We start from the raw sequence: 20411 nt of genomic DNA, 5'->3' as shown, positions 1-20411 counted from the left end.
AAGTGGTAACGAGGTGGGCCGAGCTGTTGTTCGGCCCACCTCCTTGCTGTTGCGTTGGCCTTCCTGCTCCACTGCGGCTTGAGACCCAGGTCGTCGCCAGACGAACCGACCATTGGGGTCCTTCGCATGTGGTCCTTTCTCGTAGACCGCTGGGCCGACGTGGCCTACCGCTCCTTTCAGCACGTCAGCCTCGTCGTGCAATCGGTGGCGCTGGCGACCCTCATCGCGATCGTGCTCGCGGTGATCGTCACGGCAGTCGGCGGGTTGCGGTCGACGGCCAACGCGGTGACCGCCGTCGGCCTGACGATCCCCTCGTTCGCCCTCCTGGGCCTGGTCATCCCGATCGTGGGCATCGGCGTGCTGCCGTCCGTCGTCGTCGTGACCTTCTACGCCATCCTGCCGATCCTGCGCAACGCCGTCGTCGGGTTGGACTCCGTCGACGAGACTCTCGTCGAGTCCGCGCGGGGCATGGGATTGGGTCCGGTCACGACCTTCCTGCGGGTGCGTCTGCCGCTGGCCTGGCCGGTCATCGTCGCCGGGCTGCGGGTCTCCACGCAGATGTCGATGGGGGTGGCCGCCATCGCCGCCTACGCGCTCGGGCCCGGCTTGGGCGGGTACATCTTCACCGGCCTCAGTCAGATCGGCGGCGCCAACGCCCTGAACTACGCGCTCGTCGGCACCATCGGCGTCGTCATCCTCGCACTGCTGCTCGACGGGCTGCTCGTGCTGCTCGCGCGCCTGACCACCTCCAGGGGGATCCGTGTCTGAGACCACCGCCGAATCCAGCGAGTCAGCGCACGCCGGCGCGCCCAACGAGGTCAGCGGCGCCGCCCTGCACCTGGCCGAGGTCACCAAGCTCTACCCCGGGCAGGCCAAGCCGGCTGTCGATGCGCTGAGCCTGGACATCCCCGCCGGCGAGATCGTCATGTTCGTCGGCCCGTCCGGCTGCGGTAAGACAACCTCGCTGAAGATGATCAACCGACTCATCGAACCGACCTCCGGCACCATCACGATCGACGGCGACGACATCAAGAACCACAATGTCGACGAGCTGCGCCGCACGATCGGCTACGTCATCCAGGGCGGCTCACTGTTCCCGCACCTGACCGTCGCCGCGAACGTCGGACTCGTGCCGGGGCTGCTCAAGTGGGACAAGAAGCGCATCGCGGCCCGCACCGACGAACTGCTCGACCTGGTGGGCCTCGACCCCGCGCGCTACCGCAACCGCTTCCCCCGGGAGCTCTCCGGCGGCCAGCAGCAGCGAGTCGGCGTAGCCCGCGGACTCGCCGCCGACCCGCCCGTCGTGCTCATGGACGAGCCCTTCGGCGCCGTCGACCCCATCACCCGGCAGCGCCTGCAAGACGAGCTGCTGCGCATCCAGCGGGAGGTGCGCAAGACGATCGTGTGCGTCACCCACGACATCGACGAGGCGATCAAGCTCGGCGACCGCATCCTCATCCTCACCGAGGGCGCGCACATCGCCCAGTACGACACCCCCGAGACCATCCTGGCCGCCCCCGCCAACGAGTTCGTCGAGGACTTCGTCGGCTCCGGCTCGGCCCTCAAGCAACTGAGCCTCGCCCGCGTCGACGACCTCACGCTGGTCAGCGTGGTCACCGCGACCCTCGGAGAGAGCGTGGCCCAGGTCCGCGAGCGCGCCGCCAAAGCCGGCGAGACGTGGATCGTCGTGCTCGACGATCGCTCCCGACCGCTCGGCTGGGTGCGTGATCGGGCGCTGCGCGGCGAGCGAATCGGCGAGCCGCAGGGGCGTGCGGCGGCCGTGCTGGACCGTCGGGCCACCCTCAACGACGCCCTCGACACGATGCTCGCCGACACCTCCGGCGGCGCGATCGTCACCGGCGACCGCGACGAGTTCATCGGGGTCGTGACGTTCGACGCCGTCACCGACCACATGCGCAAGATGACGAACGCCGCACAGGAGCGCGCCGAGGCTTCAAGCGACGCACCCGAGGGCGAACCCGGGGACCGGCCGTGACGACGACCACCCAGCCGGACATCCAGGCCGCGCCGGGCCGCGGACACCTCGGCATGCTGCTCGGGCTGCCGATCCTCGTGCTGCTCGTCGGTGGCGGCTGGGTGATCTGGCGCGCCACCGCCGACCTCGACGACATCGAACTGCGGGCCCTGGCCTGGAGCCAGGTGGCGACCCTGACGTGGCAGCACATCGTCATCACCGTCGTCTCCGCCTTCTTCGTCATGCTCATCGCCATCCGCTAGGTGTCGCGCTGACTCGGCCCGGTCTGCGCCGCTTCGCCGGGCCCGTCGTGGCCGTCGCGAACTTCGGGCAGGCGGCCCCGGCCATCGGGCTGCTCGTGCTGCTGGCGATGTGGCTGGGCTTCGACCGGAGCACGACGATCATCGGGCTGACGCTGTACGCGATCCTGCCGGTGCTGCAGAACACGATCACCGGGCTGCAGGGCGTCGACCGCACCCTCGTCGAGGCCGCCCGCGGGATGGGCATGTCCCGCGCCGCCGTGCTACTGCGGGTCGAGGTGCCGCTGGCCGTGCCGGTCATCATGGCCGGCGTGCGCACCGCCCTCGTGCTGCTCGTGGGCACCGCGACGTTCGCGACGTTCGTCAACGCCGGTGGCCTCGGGCAGCTCATCACCACCGGCATCCAGCTGTTCCGCTACCCCGTGCTCGTCAGCGGAGCCCTCATCGTGGCCCTCCTGGCGCTGCTCGTCGACTGGGCCGGGCGCGTGCTCGAAGTGCTCGCCCGACCCAAGGGACTCTCATGACGAACCGTCGCGATACGCGCCGTCGGGCCGGTCGGCCGCTCCGGCTCCGGCTCCGGCTCCGGCTCCGGCTCCGGGCACGCAGCCTCGTCGCGGCGGGCCTGACCGCCGGGCTCCTCGGCACGAGCGCCGCGTGCGGCCTCGGCACCGCCGGGGGCTACTCCCCCACCGGCCGGCTCGCCGGGCCGATTGCGCAGGTGCCGTCCCTCGACGGGGCGACCCTGGCCGTGGGGTCGAAGAACTTCACCGAGCAGCTGGTCTTGGGCAAGATGCTCGTGATCGTGCTGCAGTCCGCCGGCGCCACCGTGCGCGACTACACCAACATTCCCGGCTCGGCCAGCTCCCGGCAGGCGCAGGTCGAGGGTCAGGTCGACGCGATGTGGGAGTACACCGGCACCGGCTGGGTCAACTACCTGGGCCACTCCGAGCCGATCCCCGACGAGCAGCAGCAGTTCGACGCGGTGCGCGACGAAGACCTGCAGCGCAACCAGCTCGTATGGCTCAAGGCCGCGCCGATGAACAACACCTACGCCTTCGCCACCAGGCAGGACACCGCGGAACGTCTCGGCATCAACGACCTGTCCGAGCTCAAGGACGTGCCGCGGGACCAGCGCACGTTCTGCGTCGACTCCGAGTTCGCGGCCCGCAGTGACGGCTTCCAGCCGATGCTGGCCTCTTACGGCCTCACCTACGGTCAAGACGTGACCGATGCCGACGTGCGGCTGATGACCGAGGGCGCGATCTACGCCGCCATCGACTCCGGGCAATGCACCTTCGGTGAGGTCTTCACCACCGACGGCCGGATCAAGTCGCTCAACCTCTTCGTGCTGGAGGACGACGAGAACTTCTTCCCCAAGTACAACGTCTCCGTGGTGCTGCGCGAGCAGGCGCTGCAGGAGCATCCGCAGCTGCGCGAACTGCTCGAGCCCATCACCGCAGCGCTGACGGACGACGTGCTCATCGGGCTCAACGCCCAGGTCGACGTCGACGGCCTGGAGCCGGTCGATGTCGCCTGGGCCTGGCTGCAGGAGGCCGGTTTCCTCACCGCGAGTTGAGGTCGTCGCCTCGGTTTGCCCGACGTCAAAGGCGCCCGTTGCCCAGGCTGATGGCCAGGGCCCGCTGGGAGGCGCGCGGCCGCACCGACGACCCGCACGCGGGCAGCACTCCGTACGCCGACGAGGCTGAGGCGGCAGAGCTGTCGACGACGGAGGTCGTGGGACGCCCAGCGAGGCGACGGCGCCGGACGGGCAAGGTCAGCTGGGGCAGGTGCAGGCTCATCAGATCTCCTGAGTGGTCGTCGATGGAATCTGGCTGGGGTCGGCCAGGCCTGAGCTGGACTGATTCGCTGTCGTGGCGCTCGATCCGTCGGCTTGACCCTGATCGACTTGCCCGCCGGGGCGACCGAACTGACCGCCCCGGCGGCCGAACTGGCCGGGATCGAGCTGGCCGCCGGGACCTCCCTGGCCCGGCGGCACGTGGTTCATGCGTCCCATGCCCATGCGCCCCTGCCCGGCGTCGGCTCCCGTGCCCTGCGGCACGGCGGCGGCTACCCCAGCGGTTCCCACGGACGCGACGGTGATCGCCAAGGCGGCGACGATCGCGGTCTTTTTGCCGCTCCACCGCGGTGGGCGCAGGGCCGGGGAGACCGGCACGGTGACCTGCGGGGTGCTGTCGCTCGGCAAGTCGGTCGGCGCGGCGGTCGGCTCGGAGGTCGGCGACGCGGACGAGAACTTCGACATGAGTGGCTCCTGGGGTGACGTGGTCGTCGACGGGCGCTGTGGGGTGCCCAGCCGACCTCTTCGTGGTCGATGACCTCGACTGTCCGCCCGTTGTCTATGCAGTGTCTGTGCGTCATCTAGCGCGTTACTTAGGACCTCGCGCCGCTCATGCTTTTACTGTCCATGTAGGCATGGCCTGCTGGATTTGTAACTTTCGGTCAGTATCTTGAGCGCATGATCGAGATACCACGCGTCCGTTCGGACGGCCGGCGGCCCCCGTTGTCGCTCGCCCTCCAAGGCGGCGGCGCGCACGGCGCCTTCACCTGGGGAGTGCTCGATCGCCTCCTGGAGGCGGATCGGTACGAGTTCCCGGCCGTCACCGGCACGAGCGCCGGGGCCGTCAACGCGATCGCGCTCGCTCACGGACTCCTGGTCGGCGGCGCCGACGGCGCCCGCGACACCTTGGATGCCGTGTGGCAGGCGGTGGGCTCGCAGGCGCCGACCGAGTTCATGATGACCGGCAGCACCGATCGCCCCACGCTGACGCTGCTGGCCAAGACCGCCCTCTCCATGAGCATGTCGATGTCGCCCGCGCAGCTGAACCCGCTGGGCGTCGACCCGCTGCGCGACATCCTCACCACGCACATCGACTTCGAGCGGCTGCGCACCGACCCGGCCGCGCCGCGCGTGCACCTCGCCGCCACCCACGCCGACAGCGGCCGATTGCGGATCTTCAGCAACGCCGAGCTCAGCGTCCGCTCGGTACTCGCCTCGGCGTGCCTGCCCACGCTCTCCAAGCCCGTCGAGATCGAGGGTGAGCCGTACTGGGACGGCGGTTTCAGCGCCAACCCGCCGCTGCAGCCCTTTGTGGCCGACGGCCGATCCGACGTGCTGCTCGTGCTCATCGTGCCGACCCGGCACGAGGGCGTCCCCGAGCGCACGGCCGGCATCCGCGCCCGCCAGCAAGAGTTGGCGTTCACCACCGCCTTCCTGCGGGAGACGGAGATGGTGGCTGCCGCGACCGCGCGCGCCCAGGCCTCCCGCTGGCCGTTCCTGGGTGACCTCGAGAAGACGCTGCGCCGCATGCGCTGGCACCTCATCGACGCCGGCCCGCACCTGGGCATGCTCGACCCGCAGACCCGGGCGATCCCGCATCTGCCGTTCCTGAAGTCCCTGCGCGACACCGGACGCGAGTTCACGCAGGACTGGCTGATCCGCCACGGACGGTCTGTCGGACAGCGTGCGACCGCCGATCTGGCCACGCTCAGCTCCCTCGCCGGCTGACTCTCATAGCAATCACACAGGAATGACATAGCAATCTCCCCCTCTGGGGAGGTGTACTGAGGTCATGTCGAGTTCATCCGCGAATGCCGCGAAGAGCCCCGCGTTGACCCGCCTGGACGGCTCCCCCGTGCGCGTCCTCGTCGTCGACGACGAGGTCAACCTCACCGAGTTGCTGAGCATGGCCCTGCGCTACGAAGGCTGGGACGTCCGCTCCGCCGGCACCGGCAGTGGCGCGGTACGCACCGCGAAGGAGTTCAAGCCGGACGCCGTCGTGCTCGACATGATGCTGCCCGACTTCGACGGGCTCGAGGTGCTGCGCCGGATGCGCGAGGCGGACCCGAACATCCCGGTCCTCTTCCTCACCGCCAAGGACGCCGTCGAAGACCGCGTCGCCGGCCTGACCGCCGGCGGCGACGACTACGTCACCAAACCGTTCAGCCTCGAGGAGATCGTCGCCCGCGTCCGCGCCCTCATGCGCCGCACCGTGATCGCCGCCGTCGACGCCGACCACGTGCTCGTCGTCGGTGACCTGACCCTCGATGAGGACTCACACGAGGTGGTCCGCGGCGGCGACGCGATCAGCCTCACCGCCACCGAGTTCGAGTTGCTGCGTTACCTCATGCGTAACCCCAAGCGGGTGCTGTCCAAGGCGCAGATCCTGGACCGCGTGTGGAACTACGACTTCGGCGGCCAGGCGAACGTCGTCGAGCTGTACATCTCCTACCTGCGCAAGAAGATCGACGCGGGGCGCGAGCCGATGATCCACACGATGCGCGGCGCGGGCTACGTGCTCAAGCCGGCGACGTGACCGACCCGCAGCGCCCCGTCCTCGACGACGCGCGGGGCGCCCCTCCCCCTCCGGTCGCCGCCGAACCCATCGTGGTCGGCGGCGCCACTGGTGTGCCCGCACCGCGCGGCGGCCCGCTGCGCGGCTGGACGCTGCGCCGAAAACTGGTGTTCTCGACCGTCGTGCTGTTCGTTCTGGTCACGCTGCTGACCGGCCTCGGCACCTTGGTGACCATGCAGCGTTCGCTGGAGTCGACCCTCGATCAGCAGGTCGTCTCGCAGGCGAGCCGGTTGCGTCCCGATCTGGACGGCGACATTTTCGGAGGCGGTGGTGGCGGCGGGCGTCGGCCCCCACCCGGGCTCGGCGGCGACTTTCTGTTGCTGCAGGTCAGCGATGGTCTCGCCCGACAAAACCTGGCGTTCACCCGCGACGGCACGCCGACCCAGCTCACCACCCAACAAATGACGGCGCTCGTGGGCGCTGGACTGAGCGGGCGCCCGCAGACCGTGGACCTCGGCGGCGACCTGGGCCGTTACCGCCTCGTCGCGACCACCTCGGGCTCGACGACCACGGTCTCCGGGCTGCCGACGGCCCGGGTCGATGCGCAGGTAGATCAGTTGCGCGACCTCATCCTCGGCCTCGGCGTCGCCGGTCTGCTGGTGCTCGGGGCGGGCACGACGTTCCTCATCCGCACCAGCCTGCGCCCCTTGGAGCGGGTCGCCGCCACGGCCACTCGCGTCTCCACGCTGCCGTTGTCGACGGGACAGGTACGCCTGGCGGAGCGGGTGCCGGTCGCCGACACCGACCGCCGCACGGAGGTCGGCCAGGTGGGGGCCGCGCTCAACGGCCTGCTCGACCACGTCGACTCCGCGCTGAACGCCCGGCACGCCTCCGAGCAGCGGCTGCGGCAGTTCGTCGCAGACGCCAGCCACGAACTGCGCACACCGCTGGCCTCGATCCGCGGCTACGCCGAGCTCTCGCGCCGCGAGCGCGAGCCGGTGCCCGCCAGCATCCGGCACGCGCTCGACCGCATCGAATCGGAGTCGGGCCGCATGGGTTCGCTCGTCGAAGACCTGTTGTTGCTGGCGCGCCTCGACGCGGGCCGGCAGTTGCAGGCCGAGCCGGTCGACCTCACCCGGCTGCTGCTCGACGCCGTGAGCGACGCCCAGGTCGCCGGCCGCGACCACCGCTGGCAACTCGACCTGCCCGACGAGGCCGTCGAGGTGACCGGCGACGAGGCGAGCCTGACCCAGGTTGTCGTCAACCTGCTGGCCAACGCCCGGGTGCACACCCCGCCGGGCACCACGGTCACGGCCCGGGTGCTGCGCTCCGACGTGCAGGGCATCCCCGGCAGCGCGTTCCCCTCCTCCGGCGGGCCGCACGGCGACGTCGTGGTGGAGATCGTCGACGACGGCCCCGGGATTGACGCGGCGCTGCTGCCCAACATCTTCGGCCGCTTCACCCGCGGCGACACCGCCCGCGTGCGCGCCGGCGGCTCCACCGGGCTGGGCCTATCCATCGTCCAAGCCGTCGTCGCCGCCCACCACGGCCACGTCGACGTCGAATCCGTCCCGGGCCACACCGTCTTCCGCGTCACCCTGCCCACCGGCTGAGGCGTCGGTCGAGCCACAATCGTCGCGACGTCGGGGCAGAGTTCGACGGATAGTCATCTCGGCGCCCGGCTGGCGCTGCCACGCCGATGGTGGACTGTGCGCATGCACCTGAGCACGCAGCCTGCACCGGAAGGAATTCCCATGTCTGCCTCCACCGACCTGCTCATCGTCGGCGCCGGGATAATCGGCCTGGCGCACGCGTTCGAGGCCCATCGGCGCGGGCTCAGCGTCCGCGTCGTGGAGCGCGACCTGGCCCCGAACGGCGCCTCGATCCGCAACTTTGGGCACGCCTGCATCACGGCTCAGGGCGGCGACCTGCTCCCCGTGGCCTATCGCTCGCGCGAGGGGTGGCTGCGGGCGGCCGAGTCCGTCGGCTTCTGGGCACCGGCCGCCGGGGCCGTCGTCGTGGCCCGCAGCCCCCTCGAACTGGGCGTGCTCGAGCAACTGCACGCCCAGCGCGGCGCTGCTGCCGTCACGTTGCTCACGCCCGAGGGTGTGCGGGCCCGACTCGGCACGGGCGCCGATGAGGCGATCGTCGGGGGCGCCTTCCTCCCCGCCGATCTGCGTGTCGACCCGCGGACGACGGCCGCACAGATCGCCGACTGGTTGGCCTCTCGTGACGGCGTCAGCATCGAGTGGGGCACGACGGTCGGTGGCATCGACAACGGAGCCGTGACGACCTCGCGGGGCGAGTTCCACGCGGCGCGCGTGCTGGTCTGCGTCGGCCACGACCTCGACTACCTGTACCCGCGTGTTGCCGATGCTTACGAGGTGACGCGCTGCGCCCTGCAGATGGCGTTGGCGCCGGCCCCGGCCGGCTACGCGCTGGACTCCGCCGTACTCAGCGGCACGTCGATGACGCGCTACGACGGATTCACGACGATGCCCGGCTACGCCGCGCTGCACGCCGAACTGGTCGCCAACCAGCCGGAGCTCATCGACATGGGCGCCAACGTCATGGTGACCCGACGCCCCGACGGGACCCTGCTGCTCGGCGACAGCCATGTCTACTCGCGCACGATGCCCCCCTTCCAGGACGAGGACATCACGCGACGGCTCGTCTCGGAGATCTCGACGCTGCTGGGCCGGCCGCTGACCATCACCCAACGCTGGCAGGGCGTGTACGCCTCCAGCCCGCAGACCTCCCTGCTCATCGAAGACATCGACGCCGCGACGCGCTGCATCACTGTGACGAGCGGCATCGGCATGACCCTCTCCTTCGGCATCGCCGCACAGACCCTGGATTCCCTCGAAGTCGGCGCGCCCGCTCGCCACGTCGCGAGCGTGTAACGCCGGCGGCTCCACTGGGCGCGGCCTGTCCGTTGTCCAGGCCGTTGGCACTCCTGCGCTCCTGCTTTGCGCGCGCCATCAATCGGGTGGAGGCGCGAGGAGGCACGCCGGCCCTGTCGATGCTTCGATGGGTTCAGCCATGGCAGCGGCGCCGCGGCTCGACCGACCACCTGAGAGGCGACCAACCGCCATGTCGCAACTGGAGATCACCCTCACCGTCGACGGCCAGGAACACCGCGTGCAGATCGACGTGCGCACCACACTCATCGACGCGCTGCGCGAACGGCTCGGCGTCACGTCGGTCAAGAAGGGGTGCGACCACGGCCAATGCGGCTCCTGCACCGTACTGTTCGACGGACAGCGACGGCTCACCTGCCTGTCGCTGGCCGCCGCGTGCGACGGCGCGCACCTCACGACCGCCGCCGGACTCGGCGAGAACGGCGAACTGCATCCCCTGCAGGAGGCGTTCATCGAGCGCGACGCCTTCCAATGCGGCTACTGCACGCCGGGGCAGCTGTGCTCGGCGCTTGGCATGCTCGCGGAGGCCGACGCCGGACACCCGAGTCATGTCACGGCCGGCCTGAGCGGGACCCCGCAGCTGAGCGAGGCGGAGATCCGCGAACGCCTGTCCGGCAACCTGTGTCGCTGCGGCGCCTACCCCAACATCGTTGCCGCGGTCCGCGATGTGGCGGAGGCCCGATGAGGACCTTCGAGTACGTGCGCGCGCAGTCGGTGGGTGAGGCCGTGGAGGCCCTCTCCGCCGACCCGCAGGCTTCCTATCTCGCCGGCGGCACCAACCTCGTCGACCACCTCAAACTCGGCGTCGCCACACCCTCGCGCATCGTCGACATCTCCGGGCTGCCGCTCGATGAGATCGAAGAGACCGAGGGTGGGCTGCGGGTCGGCGCCACCGTCTCGAACGCGGCCCTGGCCGCCGACGAGCGGGTGCGCCGCGACTATCCGGTGCTGGCCAGGGCGATCTTGGCCGGAGCCTCGGGCCAGCTCCGCAACCAGGCGAGCACCGGCGGCAACCTGTTCCAACGCACCCGCTGCACCTCCTTCCAGGATGTGTCGATGGCCTGCAACAAGCGGACCCCAGGCGTCGGCTGCTCCGCGCTGCACAGCTACGCAGGGCAGAACGCGCTGTTCGGGGGGTCGGCGCACTGCGTCGCGGTCTACCCCTCGGACATGGCGACGGCGTTGGCGGCGCTCGACGCGCACGTCGTCGTCGTCGACGCGGCCGGCGAACGGCGCGTGCCGCTGCTGGACCTGCATCGCCGCCCCGGGGACAGCCCCGAACGCGACACCACCCTGACCCACGGGCAGCTGGTGACCGCCGTCGAGCTGGGGCGGCCGGCGCCCCGATCGGCCTATCGCAAGGTGCGCGATCGCGCCTCCTACGCGTTCGCGCTGGTCAGCGTCGCGGTGGTGCTGCGCGATGACGGCCCGCGGATCGCCTGGGGAGGTGTGGCGACCACGCCCTGGCGGGCGGGCCTGGCCGAGGAGGCCCTGCGCCACGCGTCCCTGGACGCGCCACTGGACGCGCCCCTGGACGAGGCGCTGGTGCGTCGCGCGGTCGACTCCGATCTCGCTGCGGCCGCCCCCAACGAGCACAACGCCTACAAGGTCGACCTGCTGCGAGACGTGACGACGCGGCTCGTGCTCGACCTCGCGGGGCAGGAGCAGCGATGACGGCCTTCACGCCCCACGAGACGGGCCGGGGGCTACCCCGCCGCGAGGCGCTGCTCAAGGTCACCGGCCGCGCCCCCTACTCCGCCGAGGTCGGCCCCGCACAGGGCGTGCACGACGCCTGGCACGCCGCCCTCGTGCTCTCGAGCATCGCCTCCGGTCGGGTGACGGCGGTCGACGCCGCGCAGGCACTGGCCCAACCCGGGATCGTCGCCGTGCTCGACCACACCAACGCCCCGCGGCTGGCGGGGGACGACGACGAACACCTCGTGCTGCAGTCCGAGCGCATCGAGTTTCGGGGGCAGATCGTCGCGATCGTCATCGCCGAGTCCAGCGAGGCAGCCCGCGAGGGCGCGCGGCTCGTGCGCGTCGCGCAAGAGGCCACGGCCGCGCGGACGCGGTTCGACCTGGACGCCGAATTCGAGGCCGAGAGGGAGCCGCACGGCGATGACGCCGCCCGCACGCTCGCCTCCCTCTCCGGCGCGGCACACGTGGTCGACGCCACGTATTCGACGCCGCCGGAGCACAACAACCCCATGGAGCCGCACGCGATCGTCGCACGCTGGAACGACTCCCCCGGCGGCGGCCCGCAGCTCGAGGCCTGGCTGTCGACGCAGGGGGCCACGGGCGCGGCCAAGACGCTGGCCACCACGTTCGGCATCGACGCCGACCAGGTGCGGGTGCGCGGGGAGTACGTCGGCGGCGGCTTCGGCAGCAAGGGCGTGGTGCACGCACCGGATGTCGCAGGTGCGCTCGCGGCCCGCGCGCATCCGGGTCGCTGGGTGCGGCTGACCGTCACGCGCCAACAGATGTTCGTGCTCACCGGATACCGGGCGCCGACGATCGAGCGGATCCGGCTCGGAGCCGACGCCGACGGCCGTCTCCTGGCCCTCGACATGACCGCGTACACGCAGGTCAGCACCGTCAAACAGTTCATCGAGGGCGCCACCGGCGTGCCAGCGATGATGTACGGCGGCGAGCGGCGGACGCTGCGGCAGAAGGTCGCGACCCTCAACGTGCCGGTCACCTCGTGGATGCGCGCGCCCGGCGAGATGCCGGGGGCGCACGCGCTCGAATGTGCCATGGACGAGCTGGCCCGCGCCTGCGATCTCGACCCGGTCGAGCTGCGCATCCGCAACGACGTCGCCACCGATCCGGCCACCGGAAAACCGTTCAACGGCCGCCGACTCGTCGACTGCCTGCGGCTGGGCGCAATGCGTTTCGGCTGGTCGGAACGGCAGGCGGAGCCGGGTACGACGCGCGACGGGGAATGGCTCGTCGGCCTCGGCGTGGCGTCGGCGACCTACCCGGCCCTCATGCAGCGCGGCAGCGAGACGTCCATCGAGGCGCTGGGCTCGGGGCGTTATCGGGTGCGGATGGGGTCGGCCGACATCGGCCAGGGGGCGTGGACCGTGCTCGGCCAGATCGCCGCCGACGCCCTCGGAGTCGGCATCGACGACATCGACCTGCAGATCGGCGACAGCGCCGGGCCGCCGGCGACGGTGGCGGGCGGATCCAGCGGCACCGCCTCGTGGGGTGCCTCGATCATCGGCGCCGCGCAGGCCTTCCGCGAGAAGTTCGGGGACGATCCGGGCCAGGGCGACGAGCTGCGCGCCGGCGGAACGCGGCCTGAGGAGTACAAGAAGCACGCGATGCACTCGTTCGGGGCGCACTTCGTGCAGGCGCGGGTGCACGCGGTGACCGGCGAGGTGCGGGTAGCGCGGATGCTCGGGGTGTTCTCGGTGGGCCGGGTGCTCAACCCGATGCTGGTGCGTAGCCAATTCATCGGCGGCATGGTCATGGGCATCGGTGCCGCCCTGCACGAGGCGGGGGTGCGCGACGAGCTGGGCCATGTCGCCACCGGTGACCTGGCCAGCTACCACGTGCCTACCCACGCCGATATCGCCGACATCGACGCGATCTGGCTCGACGAGGTCGACCCGCTCATGGGCCCACTCGGGGCCCGCGGAGTCGGGGAGATAGGCATCGTCGGAGCCTCCGCCGCCGTCGCGAACGCCGTCTTCGACGCGACCGGCATCCGGGTGCGCGACCTGCCGATCACGCCGGCCACGCTCGTGCCGGGACTGACCGGGCTGACCGGGCGCTGAGGCACTGGGCTGCTTGTGGCGCCGCTCCCACGACGTGTCAGAGGCGCTACTTCGGCGCCGACTTGGGGGCTGTCGGGCTGCCCGCGCCGCTGGCCGCCTGACGCAAGGCGCGCGGTGGCGCGGCGAACCAGCGGCGGCAGGCTCGAGTCAGGGCCGCCGGGTCCGAGAGGCCGACCTGCGCGCTGATCTGGCGAAACGGCAAGTCCGTGGACACGATGAGGTAGTAGGCGCGGTCGCGGCGCACCTCGTCGAGCACCTGGGCGAAGGTCGTGCCCTCGGCAGCCAGGCGACGCTGGAGGGTCCGCGGGTGCAGGCCGAGCAGCCCCGCAACCGTGCCGATAAGCGGCACATTGCTGCTCAGGGATCCGGCCAGGACCCGGGTCACCTGCCCGGAGGTCGTGGCGGCGTGGGTGGCGGCGTTGGTCTCCAGATACTGCACGGCCATCCGGTGCAGCAGCTCATCGCCGGTGCGCAGCCGCTGCTCGGGCAGGGTGGCCGGCACCCGCAGCAACCCTCGCCCGGTGCGGAAGCGCACCGGGGCCCCGAAGACCTGCGCGTACACCGACTCCGTCGCCACCGGTGGCCCCGGCAGGTGAACCCCACGCAATCCGTAGTCGCCTCCGGTGAACATGCCGGCGATCCGGTGCAGTAGCCCGAGCCCCAGCTCCAAGCCCAACGGCATGTCGGCCGGCGTCAGTTCGACCGCGATCACCCCGGGCTCACCGCGCGGATCGGGCAGCAGCTGCACCCCGGCTGTCGAGGAATGCACGAACAGGAAGCGCTCCGCGCTGTGCAGCGCCTCCCCCATGGTCGGCGCACTCTCCAGCACCACCGCGAGCGGGCCGAGTACCTCCAGATCCTGGCGCTGCGACAACAGGAGGCCGAGGTGCGGGCAGTCCAACTCCGCTCCGGCCAGCGCGAGCGCCGCCGCGAACCGCTCAACCGGCACCAGCGCCTCGTCGTCACCCAGCACCGCCGGGTCGAGCCCCGCTCGCTGCAGGTACTCGGCGGGCTCACCGCCGAGTTCGGTGACCAGCGGCGCGAATCCGCGCAGCGCGGCGGCTCGGATCATCGCGGTCACCTGACCATCAGACCCGGCGCCCGCCGCCAGGGTCAACCGCGATCGCCGCCAGCGGTCAAACGGCCCCGCCGCCGGCAGCACTCACGACGGGTGTCGCGAGAAGTCAAATAACTGTCGCGTGAAGTCAAGTTCTGGGCCGGCTCGGTGGCGTTGATACCGACATGACCGAAAACCGTTCGCACAGCCCGTCGCCCACCTCGACCACCCAGACCACCCAGACCACCCAGACCACCCAGGCCCACACACCCACCGAGGCCAGCAAGCCCACGCAAGCAGCGCCGGCCAGCACCCCCGTGCCCGGCCCGGAGCCGCGCCCGGTCATCGGCACGCTCTACGCCATGGACTCCCACGCGCCCATCCAGAGCAGCATGGCGCTGGCGAGCGAGTACGGGGAGATCTTCCGGCACCGCATCATGGGCCGACCGCCGTTGTACATGGTGTCCTCGCAGCGGCTCGTCGACGAACTGTGCGACGAATCCCGCTTCGACAAGCGGGTGCACCAGCCGCTGGAGAACATTCGCGCGTTCGCCGGCGACGGACTCTTCACCGTCCACACGCCGGAGGAGAACTGGGGCAAGGCGCACCGCATTCTCATGCCGGCGTTCTCGCCATTCGCTCTCAAGGGCATGTACGACGGCATGGCCGATATCGCCGAGCAGCTCATGCTCAAGTGGGAGCGCCTCGGCCCGCAGGCCGACATCGACGTCGTGCACGACTTCACCCGGCTGACGCTCGACACCATCGCGTTGTGCTCCTTCAGCTACCGGTTCAATTCCTTCTACAGCGAGTCGATGCACCCGTTCGTCGGCGCCATGGTCGACGCGCTGGAGGAGTCCGGGCAGCGCGGCCGGCGGCTGCCGATCCAGAACCGGCTCATGCTGGCCACCCAGCGCCGTTACGACGAAGACATCCGCCTCATGCACGAGGTCGCCGACCAGGTCATCGCCCACCGCAAGGCACACCCGCTGCCCGACGGACAGACCGACATCCTCGACACGATGCTGTCGGCGCAGGACCCCACAACCGGCGAGCGGCTCTCCGATGAGAACGTGCGCTACCAGATGGTGACTTTCCTCATCGCCGGCCACGAGACGACCTCCGGGCTGCTGAGCTTCACCCTCTACGAACTGCTGAAGAACCCCGACGTCCTCGAGGCGGCTCGCGCCAAGGTCGACGAGGTGCTCGGCGACCGCTTCCCGACGTACGCCGACCTCAGCGAACTGGGCTACCTCGACCAGATCCTGCGCGAGAGCCTGCGGCTGTGGCCGACCGCCCCCGCATTCGGGCTGCACTCGCTCGAGCCGACGACGATCGGCGGGCGCGACGGCGGCCCCAGCTACGCCATCGAGCCGCAGGACACGGTGCTCGTGCTCACCCCGTCGCTCCACCGCGACCCGGCCGTGTGGGCCGACCCCGAGCGCTTCGACCCGCAGCGGTTCTCCTTCGAGCGCGCCCAGCAGATCCCCGCCAACGCCTGGAAGCCGTTCGGCAACGGGCAGCGCTCCTGCATCGGCCGCGGGTTCGCACTGCAGGAGGCGCAACTCGTGCTGGCGCTCATGCTGCAGCGCTTCGACATCGCCCTCGCCGACCCGGACTACGAACTGGCGATCAAGGAGACGCTGACACTCAAGCCGGAGGGACTCTTCGCACGCTTTACTGTGCGTCCGGGCCGCAGCGCGGACCGGGTCTCCGCCCGCCGACCGGAGGCGGAGCCCCGCGCGAACGGCCAGGCCGGTGGCGAGACCCAGAGCGCCGCGCAGACCCTGCCGCCCGAGCAGCAGCACGGCACGCCGGTGCGGATCCTGTTCGGCTCCAACGCCGGCACGAGCGAGGCGTTCGCCCAGCAGGTCGCGCAACAGGCGACGCGACTGGGATACGCGCCGCGCGTGACGTCGTTGGACGAGGGGGTCGACGACCTGCCTACCGACGGGGCGCTCGTCGTGGTCAGCGCCTCCTACGAGGGGCAGCCGCCGGACAACGCCAAGGCCTTCGTGCGCTGGCTCGACGAGCAGCCCGACGGCGCGCTGGACGGCGTGCGGTTCGCGGTCTTCGGCTGCGGCAACACGGATTGGGCCCGCACCTACCAGGCCGTGCCGACGCACCTGGACGAGGCGCTCGCCCGCGCCGGAGCCACCCGACTCGTCGACCGCGGCGAGGCCAACGCCCGCGGGGACTTCTTCGGCGACTTCGACGCCTGGCACGAGGGCCTGTGGCCCGCGATCGGCGAGGCGCTGGGCATCGACGCGACCCCCGCGGCCGACGCGCCGCAGCTGTCCGTTGACATCATCGGCCCCGGCCGCGAGCAGCTGCTGCGCGCCTCGGACCTGCAGCTCGGGCAGATCGTCGCCAACCGAGAGCTGGTGGACACCAGCGTGCCCGGCGCCCGCAGCAAGCGGCATCTGGAGATCGCGCTGCCCGCCGGGCAGACGTATGAGACCGGCGACTACCTGGCCGTGCTGCCGCTGAACCCGGTGCCGGTCATCGACCGCGCGCTGGCCCGCTTCGACCTCGCCTACGACACGCGGCTGCAACTGAGCGGCGCCGCCACCTCGCTGCCCGTCGATGCTCCGGTGTTGGCCGGCGAGCTGTTCGGCTCCTATGTCGAGCTGTCGCGCCCGGCCGGTCGCCGCCAGATCGAGCAGTTGGCCGCGGCGTGCCCGTGCCCGCCGGAGAAGGCGCAGTTGCTCGCCCTCACCGACGAATCGACCTACTCCGCGCAGGTGCTCGGCAAGCGGCTGTCGGTGTTGGACCTGCTGGAGCGGTTCGCCTCCATCGACGTGTCGCTGGCCACCTACCTGGGCATGCTGACTCCGCTGAGCCCGCGGCAGTACTCGATCAGCTCCTCGGCCCGCTGGAGCCAGGACCACGCGACGCTGACCGTCGCCCACCTGTCGGCCCCGGCACTCTCCGGCGAGGGTACGTACGAGGGGGTCGCCTCGACGTTCCTCGCGAACGCCCGGCCAGGCGCGCAGATCCCGGTGACCGTGCGGCCCAGCAATGTCGACTTTGCGCCGCCGGCCGGCCTGGCCACCCCCATGATCATGGTGTGTGCGGGCACCGGCCTCGCGCCGTTCCGCGGCTTCATCCAGGACCGGGCCTTGCGGGCCCAGAGCGAAGGCGTCACTCCGGCTCCGGCCCTGCTGTTCTTCGGCTGCGACGGCCCCGATGTCGACTACCTCTACCGCGACGAACTGGCCGCGTGGGAGGCCGACGGCATCGTGCAGGTGCGCCCCGCCTTCTCCGCGGCACCGCAGGACGGGCCGGAGGGGCCGATGCGCTTCGTGCAGGATCGGCTGTGGGCCGACCGCGCCGACGTCGCCGACCTCGTGCGTGCCGGCGCGACGCTCTACGTGTGCGGCGACGGCCAACGCATGGCTCCGGCCGTGCACGACACGTGCGTGCGGATGTACGCGCAGGCCACCGGGGCGTCGGAACAGGACGCCGTCGCCTGGGTCGAGCAGCAGGAACGCGAACACGGCCGCTACGTTTCCGACGTTTTCGCCTGACCGTCGCTAGCCCACGGCCGTCGCGCATGCGACGCCATGACTGTGTCGGCGCGCGCCCACGTGGTGGGCGAGGGCGTGCCGGGTCCACGCCGCACCGCGGCCGCGGATTCGCTGAGGACGTAGCGACTTCTCGACGTACTCAGGGGTTCCCGCCTCACCGCACTCTTCGCATCGCCGCAGGTCAGCGATGTGGGCGCGTTCGGGCAGGCTTTCCGAGTACGTCGAGAAGTCGCTACGTCTGCCGAGCCGCAGGCTGAGCCGGCTTGATCGCACCGCCCGAACGCCGACAGAGCTGCGCTTGCACCTGCGAAACAACGAATCGACGGCTGCGAATCTACGAGTCGAGCAGTGCGCAATCTACGAGCGGGCGGCCCCATCCGGGTCCCATCGACGCAGGGCAGACCTCATCCGGGAGCGATAGGGGCGACACAGGGGACGCATAGCCTTCGGGCGGAACGTGCTGGTCATGGACATCGCCATCACCCAGCGCGTCGCCGAGAGGCTGCGCATCCCCCGCCTTGGTGGGCTGTCGCGCTCCGCCGACGACCCCACCCAAGAACCCCGAACCGGGCGCGACGAGTCGAGCGGCAGCACGCCGACGTCGGTCGGCGCCGTCGATGCCTCCCGGTGGCGCGACCGGCCCCGGCGCGAGCAGGTGACCTTCGCGGCGCTCCTGCTCGGCACGCTCGCGTTCTGGCTCTACGGGCTGAGCGCCAACGGCTACGCCAACTCCTTCTACACCGCCGCGGTGCAGGCCGGCTCGGTCGACTGGCAGGCGTTCTTCTACGGCTCCTCCGACGCCGCCAACAGCATCACCGTCGACAAACCGCCGGCCTCCCTGTGGTTCATGGCGTTGTCGGTGCGGCTGTTCGGGCTCAACAGCTGGGCGATCCTCGTGCCCGAGGTGCTCATGGGCGTCGCAACCGTTGCCCTCGTCTACTACGGCGTGCGGCGCTACTTCGGTCACGCGGCCGGGCTGCTCTCCGGTGTCGTGCTCGCGCTGACCCCGGTCGCCACGTTGATGTTCCGGTTCAACAACCCCGATGCGCTGCTCGCCCTGCTGCTCACCGCCGCCTGCGTCGCGACGATGCGCGCCGTCGAGAAGGCCAACCCGCGCTGGCTCATCGCGGTCGGCGTGCTACTCGGGTTCGGCTTCCTCACCAAGACCCTGCAGGCCTTCCTCATCCTTCCCGTCCTGGGCCTCGTCTACCTGATCGTCGCCCCCACCACGCTGCGCAAGCGCCTCCTGCACTCCCTCGCCGCGCTGGCCGCGATGATCGTCGCCGGAGGCTGGTGGGTCGCCATCGTCGAACTTGTCCCCGCCTCGATGCGCCCCTATATCGGCGGCTCGCAGACCAACAGCTTCCTCGAGCTGACGTTCGGCTACAACGGCCTGGGCCGCATCAGCGGCGACGAGGCCGGCTCGGTCGGCCCCAACATGGGCACCGCCTCCATCTGGCGGATGTTCTCCTCCTCGGTCGGCGGGCAGATCTCCTGGTTCATCCCCAGCGCCCTGCTGCTGCTCGTCGTCGGCCTGTGGCTGACCCGCAAGGCCCCGCGCACCGACCTGACCCGCGCCGCCTACCTGGTGTGGGGCGGCTCGATGGTCGTCACCGCGGTGGTGTTCTCGCTCATGGCCGGCATCTTCCACGAGTACTACACCGTGGCCCTCGCCCCGTACATCGCCGCGGTCATCGGCATCGGGGCGGTCGCCGCCTGGCGTCGGGCCGGCAGCAATCGCGCCCGCACCGGCTCCTACGCCCTGGCCGCCGCCACCGCGATGGCCGCCACGTGGAGCTTCTTCCTGCTGACCCGCGTGGAGGCCTACGGTCCGCTGCGCTACATCGTCTTCGGCGTCGGCATGACCGCGGCCCTGCTGCTGCTCGTCAGCACCAGGCTGCACACCAGGTTCGTGCCGTTCGTGCTCGCCGCCGCGCTGCTGTCCAGCCTCGCCGGCCCGGCCGCCTACAGCATCACGACCGTCAACTCCGCGGCCACCGGCTCGATCGTCACCGCCGGCCCGAGCAGCGGCTTCAGCCCGGGTGGAATGGGTGGCGGCATGAGTGGCGGACCTGGCGGTGGCACGGGCGGCACGCCACCCACCGCTCCCCCGAATGCCACCGGCAGCACGACCAACGGCACCACGACGAACGGCACGAGCCGCATGGGCGGCATGGGCGGCCTGCTCAACGCCACGGAGGCGAACACCGAGGTCGTCGCAGCGCTGCAGGCCAACGCGAGCGACTACACGTGGGTCGCCGCGGCGATCGGCAGCCAGAACGCCGCCGGGTTGCAGCTCGGCAGCGGCGAGCCGGTCATGGCGATCGGCGGCTTCAACGGCTCCGACCCCAGCCCGACCCTCGCGCAGTTCCAGGAGTACGTGGCCAACGGGCAGATCCACTACTTCCTCGCCGGCGGCGGGTTCGGCGGCCAGAACGGTGGCTCCAGCGCCTCCTCGGAGATCTCCACCTGGGTGCAGGCCAACTTCACGACCGTCGACATCGGCGGCACCACCTTCTACGACCTGACCGCCCCGGTCAGCTCCGCGAACTGACCCCGACCAGCCCCGCCTGAACCAA

The 20411-nt window shown here is 70.9% G+C and carries 17 protein-coding genes; 14 read left to right on the top strand and 3 right to left on the bottom strand.

The genetic code is table 11. From position 1 onward, the window contains the following. Window positions 1–126 precede the first annotated feature (126 nt). Genes KILIM_RS14265 through KILIM_RS14250 form a run of 5 tightly spaced genes read left to right on the top strand, consistent with a single transcriptional unit; the run spans window position 127 to window position 3811 of the window. Window positions 127–768: an ABC transporter permease gene (locus KILIM_RS14265; RefSeq protein ID WP_006593420.1), complete on the top strand. Its 642-nt coding sequence runs from the start codon at window positions 127–129 to the stop codon at window positions 766–768. After that, the gene (locus tag KILIM_RS14260; protein ID WP_006593419.1) at window positions 761–1996 is read left to right on the top strand and encodes an ABC transporter ATP-binding protein; all 1236 of its coding nucleotides are present in this window, start codon (window positions 761–763) and stop codon (window positions 1994–1996) included. The genes KILIM_RS14265 and KILIM_RS14260 overlap by 8 nt, the downstream gene beginning before the upstream one ends. After that, window positions 1993–2238, top strand: coding sequence for a hypothetical protein (locus KILIM_RS25475; protein ID WP_006593418.1), 246 nt, complete (start codon window positions 1993–1995; stop codon window positions 2236–2238). The genes KILIM_RS14260 and KILIM_RS25475 overlap by 4 nt, the downstream gene beginning before the upstream one ends. Before the next feature lie 47 nt (window positions 2239–2285). Continuing rightward, the gene (locus KILIM_RS14255) at window positions 2286–2759 is read left to right on the top strand and encodes an ABC transporter permease (protein ID WP_006593417.1); all 474 of its coding nucleotides are present in this window, start codon (window positions 2286–2288) and stop codon (window positions 2757–2759) included. Continuing rightward, window positions 2756–3811, top strand: a complete 1056-nt coding sequence (locus tag KILIM_RS14250) for a glycine betaine ABC transporter substrate-binding protein (RefSeq protein WP_006593416.1) — start codon at window positions 2756–2758, stop codon at window positions 3809–3811. The genes KILIM_RS14255 and KILIM_RS14250 overlap by 4 nt, the downstream gene beginning before the upstream one ends. A gap of 25 nt (window positions 3812–3836) precedes the next feature. Here KILIM_RS14250 and KILIM_RS14245 read toward each other — a convergent pair whose 3' ends face one another. Together KILIM_RS14245 and KILIM_RS14240 are read right to left on the bottom strand one after the other, a co-directional pair. Beyond that, window positions 3837–4034 carry a hypothetical protein gene (locus KILIM_RS14245; protein WP_040563476.1) on the bottom strand — a complete coding sequence of 66 codons (198 nt, stop codon included), beginning with the start codon at window positions 4032–4034 and terminating at the stop codon, window positions 3837–3839. Beyond that, window positions 4034–4495, bottom strand: coding sequence for a hypothetical protein (locus KILIM_RS14240; RefSeq protein WP_040563475.1), 462 nt, complete (start codon window positions 4493–4495; stop codon window positions 4034–4036). The genes KILIM_RS14245 and KILIM_RS14240 overlap by 1 nt, the downstream gene beginning before the upstream one ends. 213 nt (window positions 4496–4708) lie before the next feature. Here KILIM_RS14240 and KILIM_RS14235 point away from each other — a divergent pair, with 213 nt between their 5' ends. From KILIM_RS14235 to KILIM_RS14205, 7 genes are all read left to right on the top strand, one after another. After that, the gene (locus tag KILIM_RS14235; protein WP_006593414.1) at window positions 4709–5758 is read left to right on the top strand and encodes a patatin-like phospholipase family protein; all 1050 of its coding nucleotides are present in this window, start codon (window positions 4709–4711) and stop codon (window positions 5756–5758) included. A gap of 64 nt (window positions 5759–5822) precedes the next feature. Then, the gene (locus tag KILIM_RS14230) at window positions 5823–6566 is read left to right on the top strand and encodes a response regulator transcription factor (protein ID WP_006593413.1); all 744 of its coding nucleotides are present in this window, start codon (window positions 5823–5825) and stop codon (window positions 6564–6566) included. Beyond that, on the top strand, window positions 6563–8158 hold the full coding sequence (locus KILIM_RS14225; protein WP_006593412.1) for a sensor histidine kinase: 1596 nt from the start codon (window positions 6563–6565) through the stop codon (window positions 8156–8158). Before KILIM_RS14230 ends, KILIM_RS14225 begins: the two co-directional genes overlap by 4 nt. Before the next feature lie 141 nt (window positions 8159–8299). Then, window positions 8300–9448, top strand: coding sequence for a TIGR03364 family FAD-dependent oxidoreductase (locus tag KILIM_RS14220; protein WP_006593411.1), 1149 nt, complete (start codon window positions 8300–8302; stop codon window positions 9446–9448). Between the two features lie 190 nt (window positions 9449–9638). Further along, complete coding sequence (locus tag KILIM_RS14215; RefSeq protein WP_006593410.1) at window positions 9639–10151, top strand: (2Fe-2S)-binding protein; 513 nt, start codon at window positions 9639–9641, stop codon at window positions 10149–10151. Beyond that, entirely contained in the window at window positions 10148–11140 is a 993-nt protein-coding gene (locus KILIM_RS14210) for an FAD binding domain-containing protein (protein ID WP_006593409.1), read from the top strand. Before KILIM_RS14215 ends, KILIM_RS14210 begins: the two co-directional genes overlap by 4 nt. Next, on the top strand, window positions 11137–13245 hold the full coding sequence (locus KILIM_RS14205; RefSeq protein ID WP_006593408.1) for a xanthine dehydrogenase family protein molybdopterin-binding subunit: 2109 nt from the start codon (window positions 11137–11139) through the stop codon (window positions 13243–13245). The genes KILIM_RS14210 and KILIM_RS14205 overlap by 4 nt, the downstream gene beginning before the upstream one ends. A gap of 46 nt (window positions 13246–13291) precedes the next feature. Here the strand turns inward: KILIM_RS14205 and KILIM_RS14200 are convergent, their stop codons facing one another. After that, entirely contained in the window at window positions 13292–14317 is a 1026-nt protein-coding gene (locus KILIM_RS14200; protein WP_006593407.1) for an AraC family transcriptional regulator, read from the bottom strand. Window positions 14318–14487: 170 nt separating this feature from the next. Between KILIM_RS14200 and KILIM_RS14195 the strand changes: the two genes are divergently transcribed. Together KILIM_RS14195 and KILIM_RS14190 are read left to right on the top strand one after the other, a co-directional pair. Further along, a complete protein-coding gene (locus KILIM_RS14195) occupies window positions 14488–17832 on the top strand; it encodes a bifunctional cytochrome P450/NADPH--P450 reductase (RefSeq protein ID WP_006593406.1) in 3345 nt (1114 codons plus the stop codon). 466 nt (window positions 17833–18298) lie between these two features. Further along, the gene (locus KILIM_RS14190; protein WP_083876185.1) at window positions 18299–20386 is read left to right on the top strand and encodes an ArnT family glycosyltransferase; all 2088 of its coding nucleotides are present in this window, start codon (window positions 18299–18301) and stop codon (window positions 20384–20386) included. Window positions 20387–20411: the final 25 nt, after the last annotated feature.

This window comes from Kineosphaera limosa NBRC 100340 (assembly GCF_000298215.1).
Classification (GTDB): domain Bacteria; phylum Actinomycetota; class Actinomycetes; order Actinomycetales; family Dermatophilaceae; genus Kineosphaera; species Kineosphaera limosa.
This window is presented reverse-complemented; position numbering and strand designations above follow the sequence as displayed.

Bases quoted from the DNA above. Each gene is read 5' to 3' on its own strand.
- KILIM_RS14265 (WP_006593420.1), top strand. From the start codon at position 127: ATGTGGTCCTTTCTCGTAGACCGCTGGGCCGACGTGGCCTACCGCTCC.
- KILIM_RS14250 (WP_006593416.1), top strand. From the start codon at position 2,756: ATGACGAACCGTCGCGATACGCGCCGTCGGGCCGGTCGGCCGCTCCGG.
- KILIM_RS14245 (WP_040563476.1), bottom strand. From the start codon at position 4,034: ATGAGCCTGCACCTGCCCCAGCTGACCTTGCCCGTCCGGCGCCGTCGC.
- KILIM_RS14240 (WP_040563475.1), bottom strand. From the start codon at position 4,495: ATGTCGAAGTTCTCGTCCGCGTCGCCGACCTCCGAGCCGACCGCCGCG.
- KILIM_RS14235 (WP_006593414.1), top strand. From the start codon at position 4,709: ATGATCGAGATACCACGCGTCCGTTCGGACGGCCGGCGGCCCCCGTTG.
- KILIM_RS14230 (WP_006593413.1), top strand. From the start codon at position 5,823: ATGTCGAGTTCATCCGCGAATGCCGCGAAGAGCCCCGCGTTGACCCGC.
- KILIM_RS14220 (WP_006593411.1), top strand. From the start codon at position 8,300: ATGTCTGCCTCCACCGACCTGCTCATCGTCGGCGCCGGGATAATCGGC.
- KILIM_RS14215 (WP_006593410.1), top strand. From the start codon at position 9,639: ATGTCGCAACTGGAGATCACCCTCACCGTCGACGGCCAGGAACACCGC.
- KILIM_RS14210 (WP_006593409.1), top strand. From the start codon at position 10,148: ATGAGGACCTTCGAGTACGTGCGCGCGCAGTCGGTGGGTGAGGCCGTG.
- KILIM_RS14205 (WP_006593408.1), top strand. From the start codon at position 11,137: ATGACGGCCTTCACGCCCCACGAGACGGGCCGGGGGCTACCCCGCCGC.
- KILIM_RS14200 (WP_006593407.1), bottom strand. From the start codon at position 14,317: ATGATCCGAGCCGCCGCGCTGCGCGGATTCGCGCCGCTGGTCACCGAA.
- KILIM_RS14195 (WP_006593406.1), top strand. From the start codon at position 14,488: ATGACCGAAAACCGTTCGCACAGCCCGTCGCCCACCTCGACCACCCAG.
- KILIM_RS14190 (WP_083876185.1), top strand. From the start codon at position 18,299: ATGGACATCGCCATCACCCAGCGCGTCGCCGAGAGGCTGCGCATCCCC.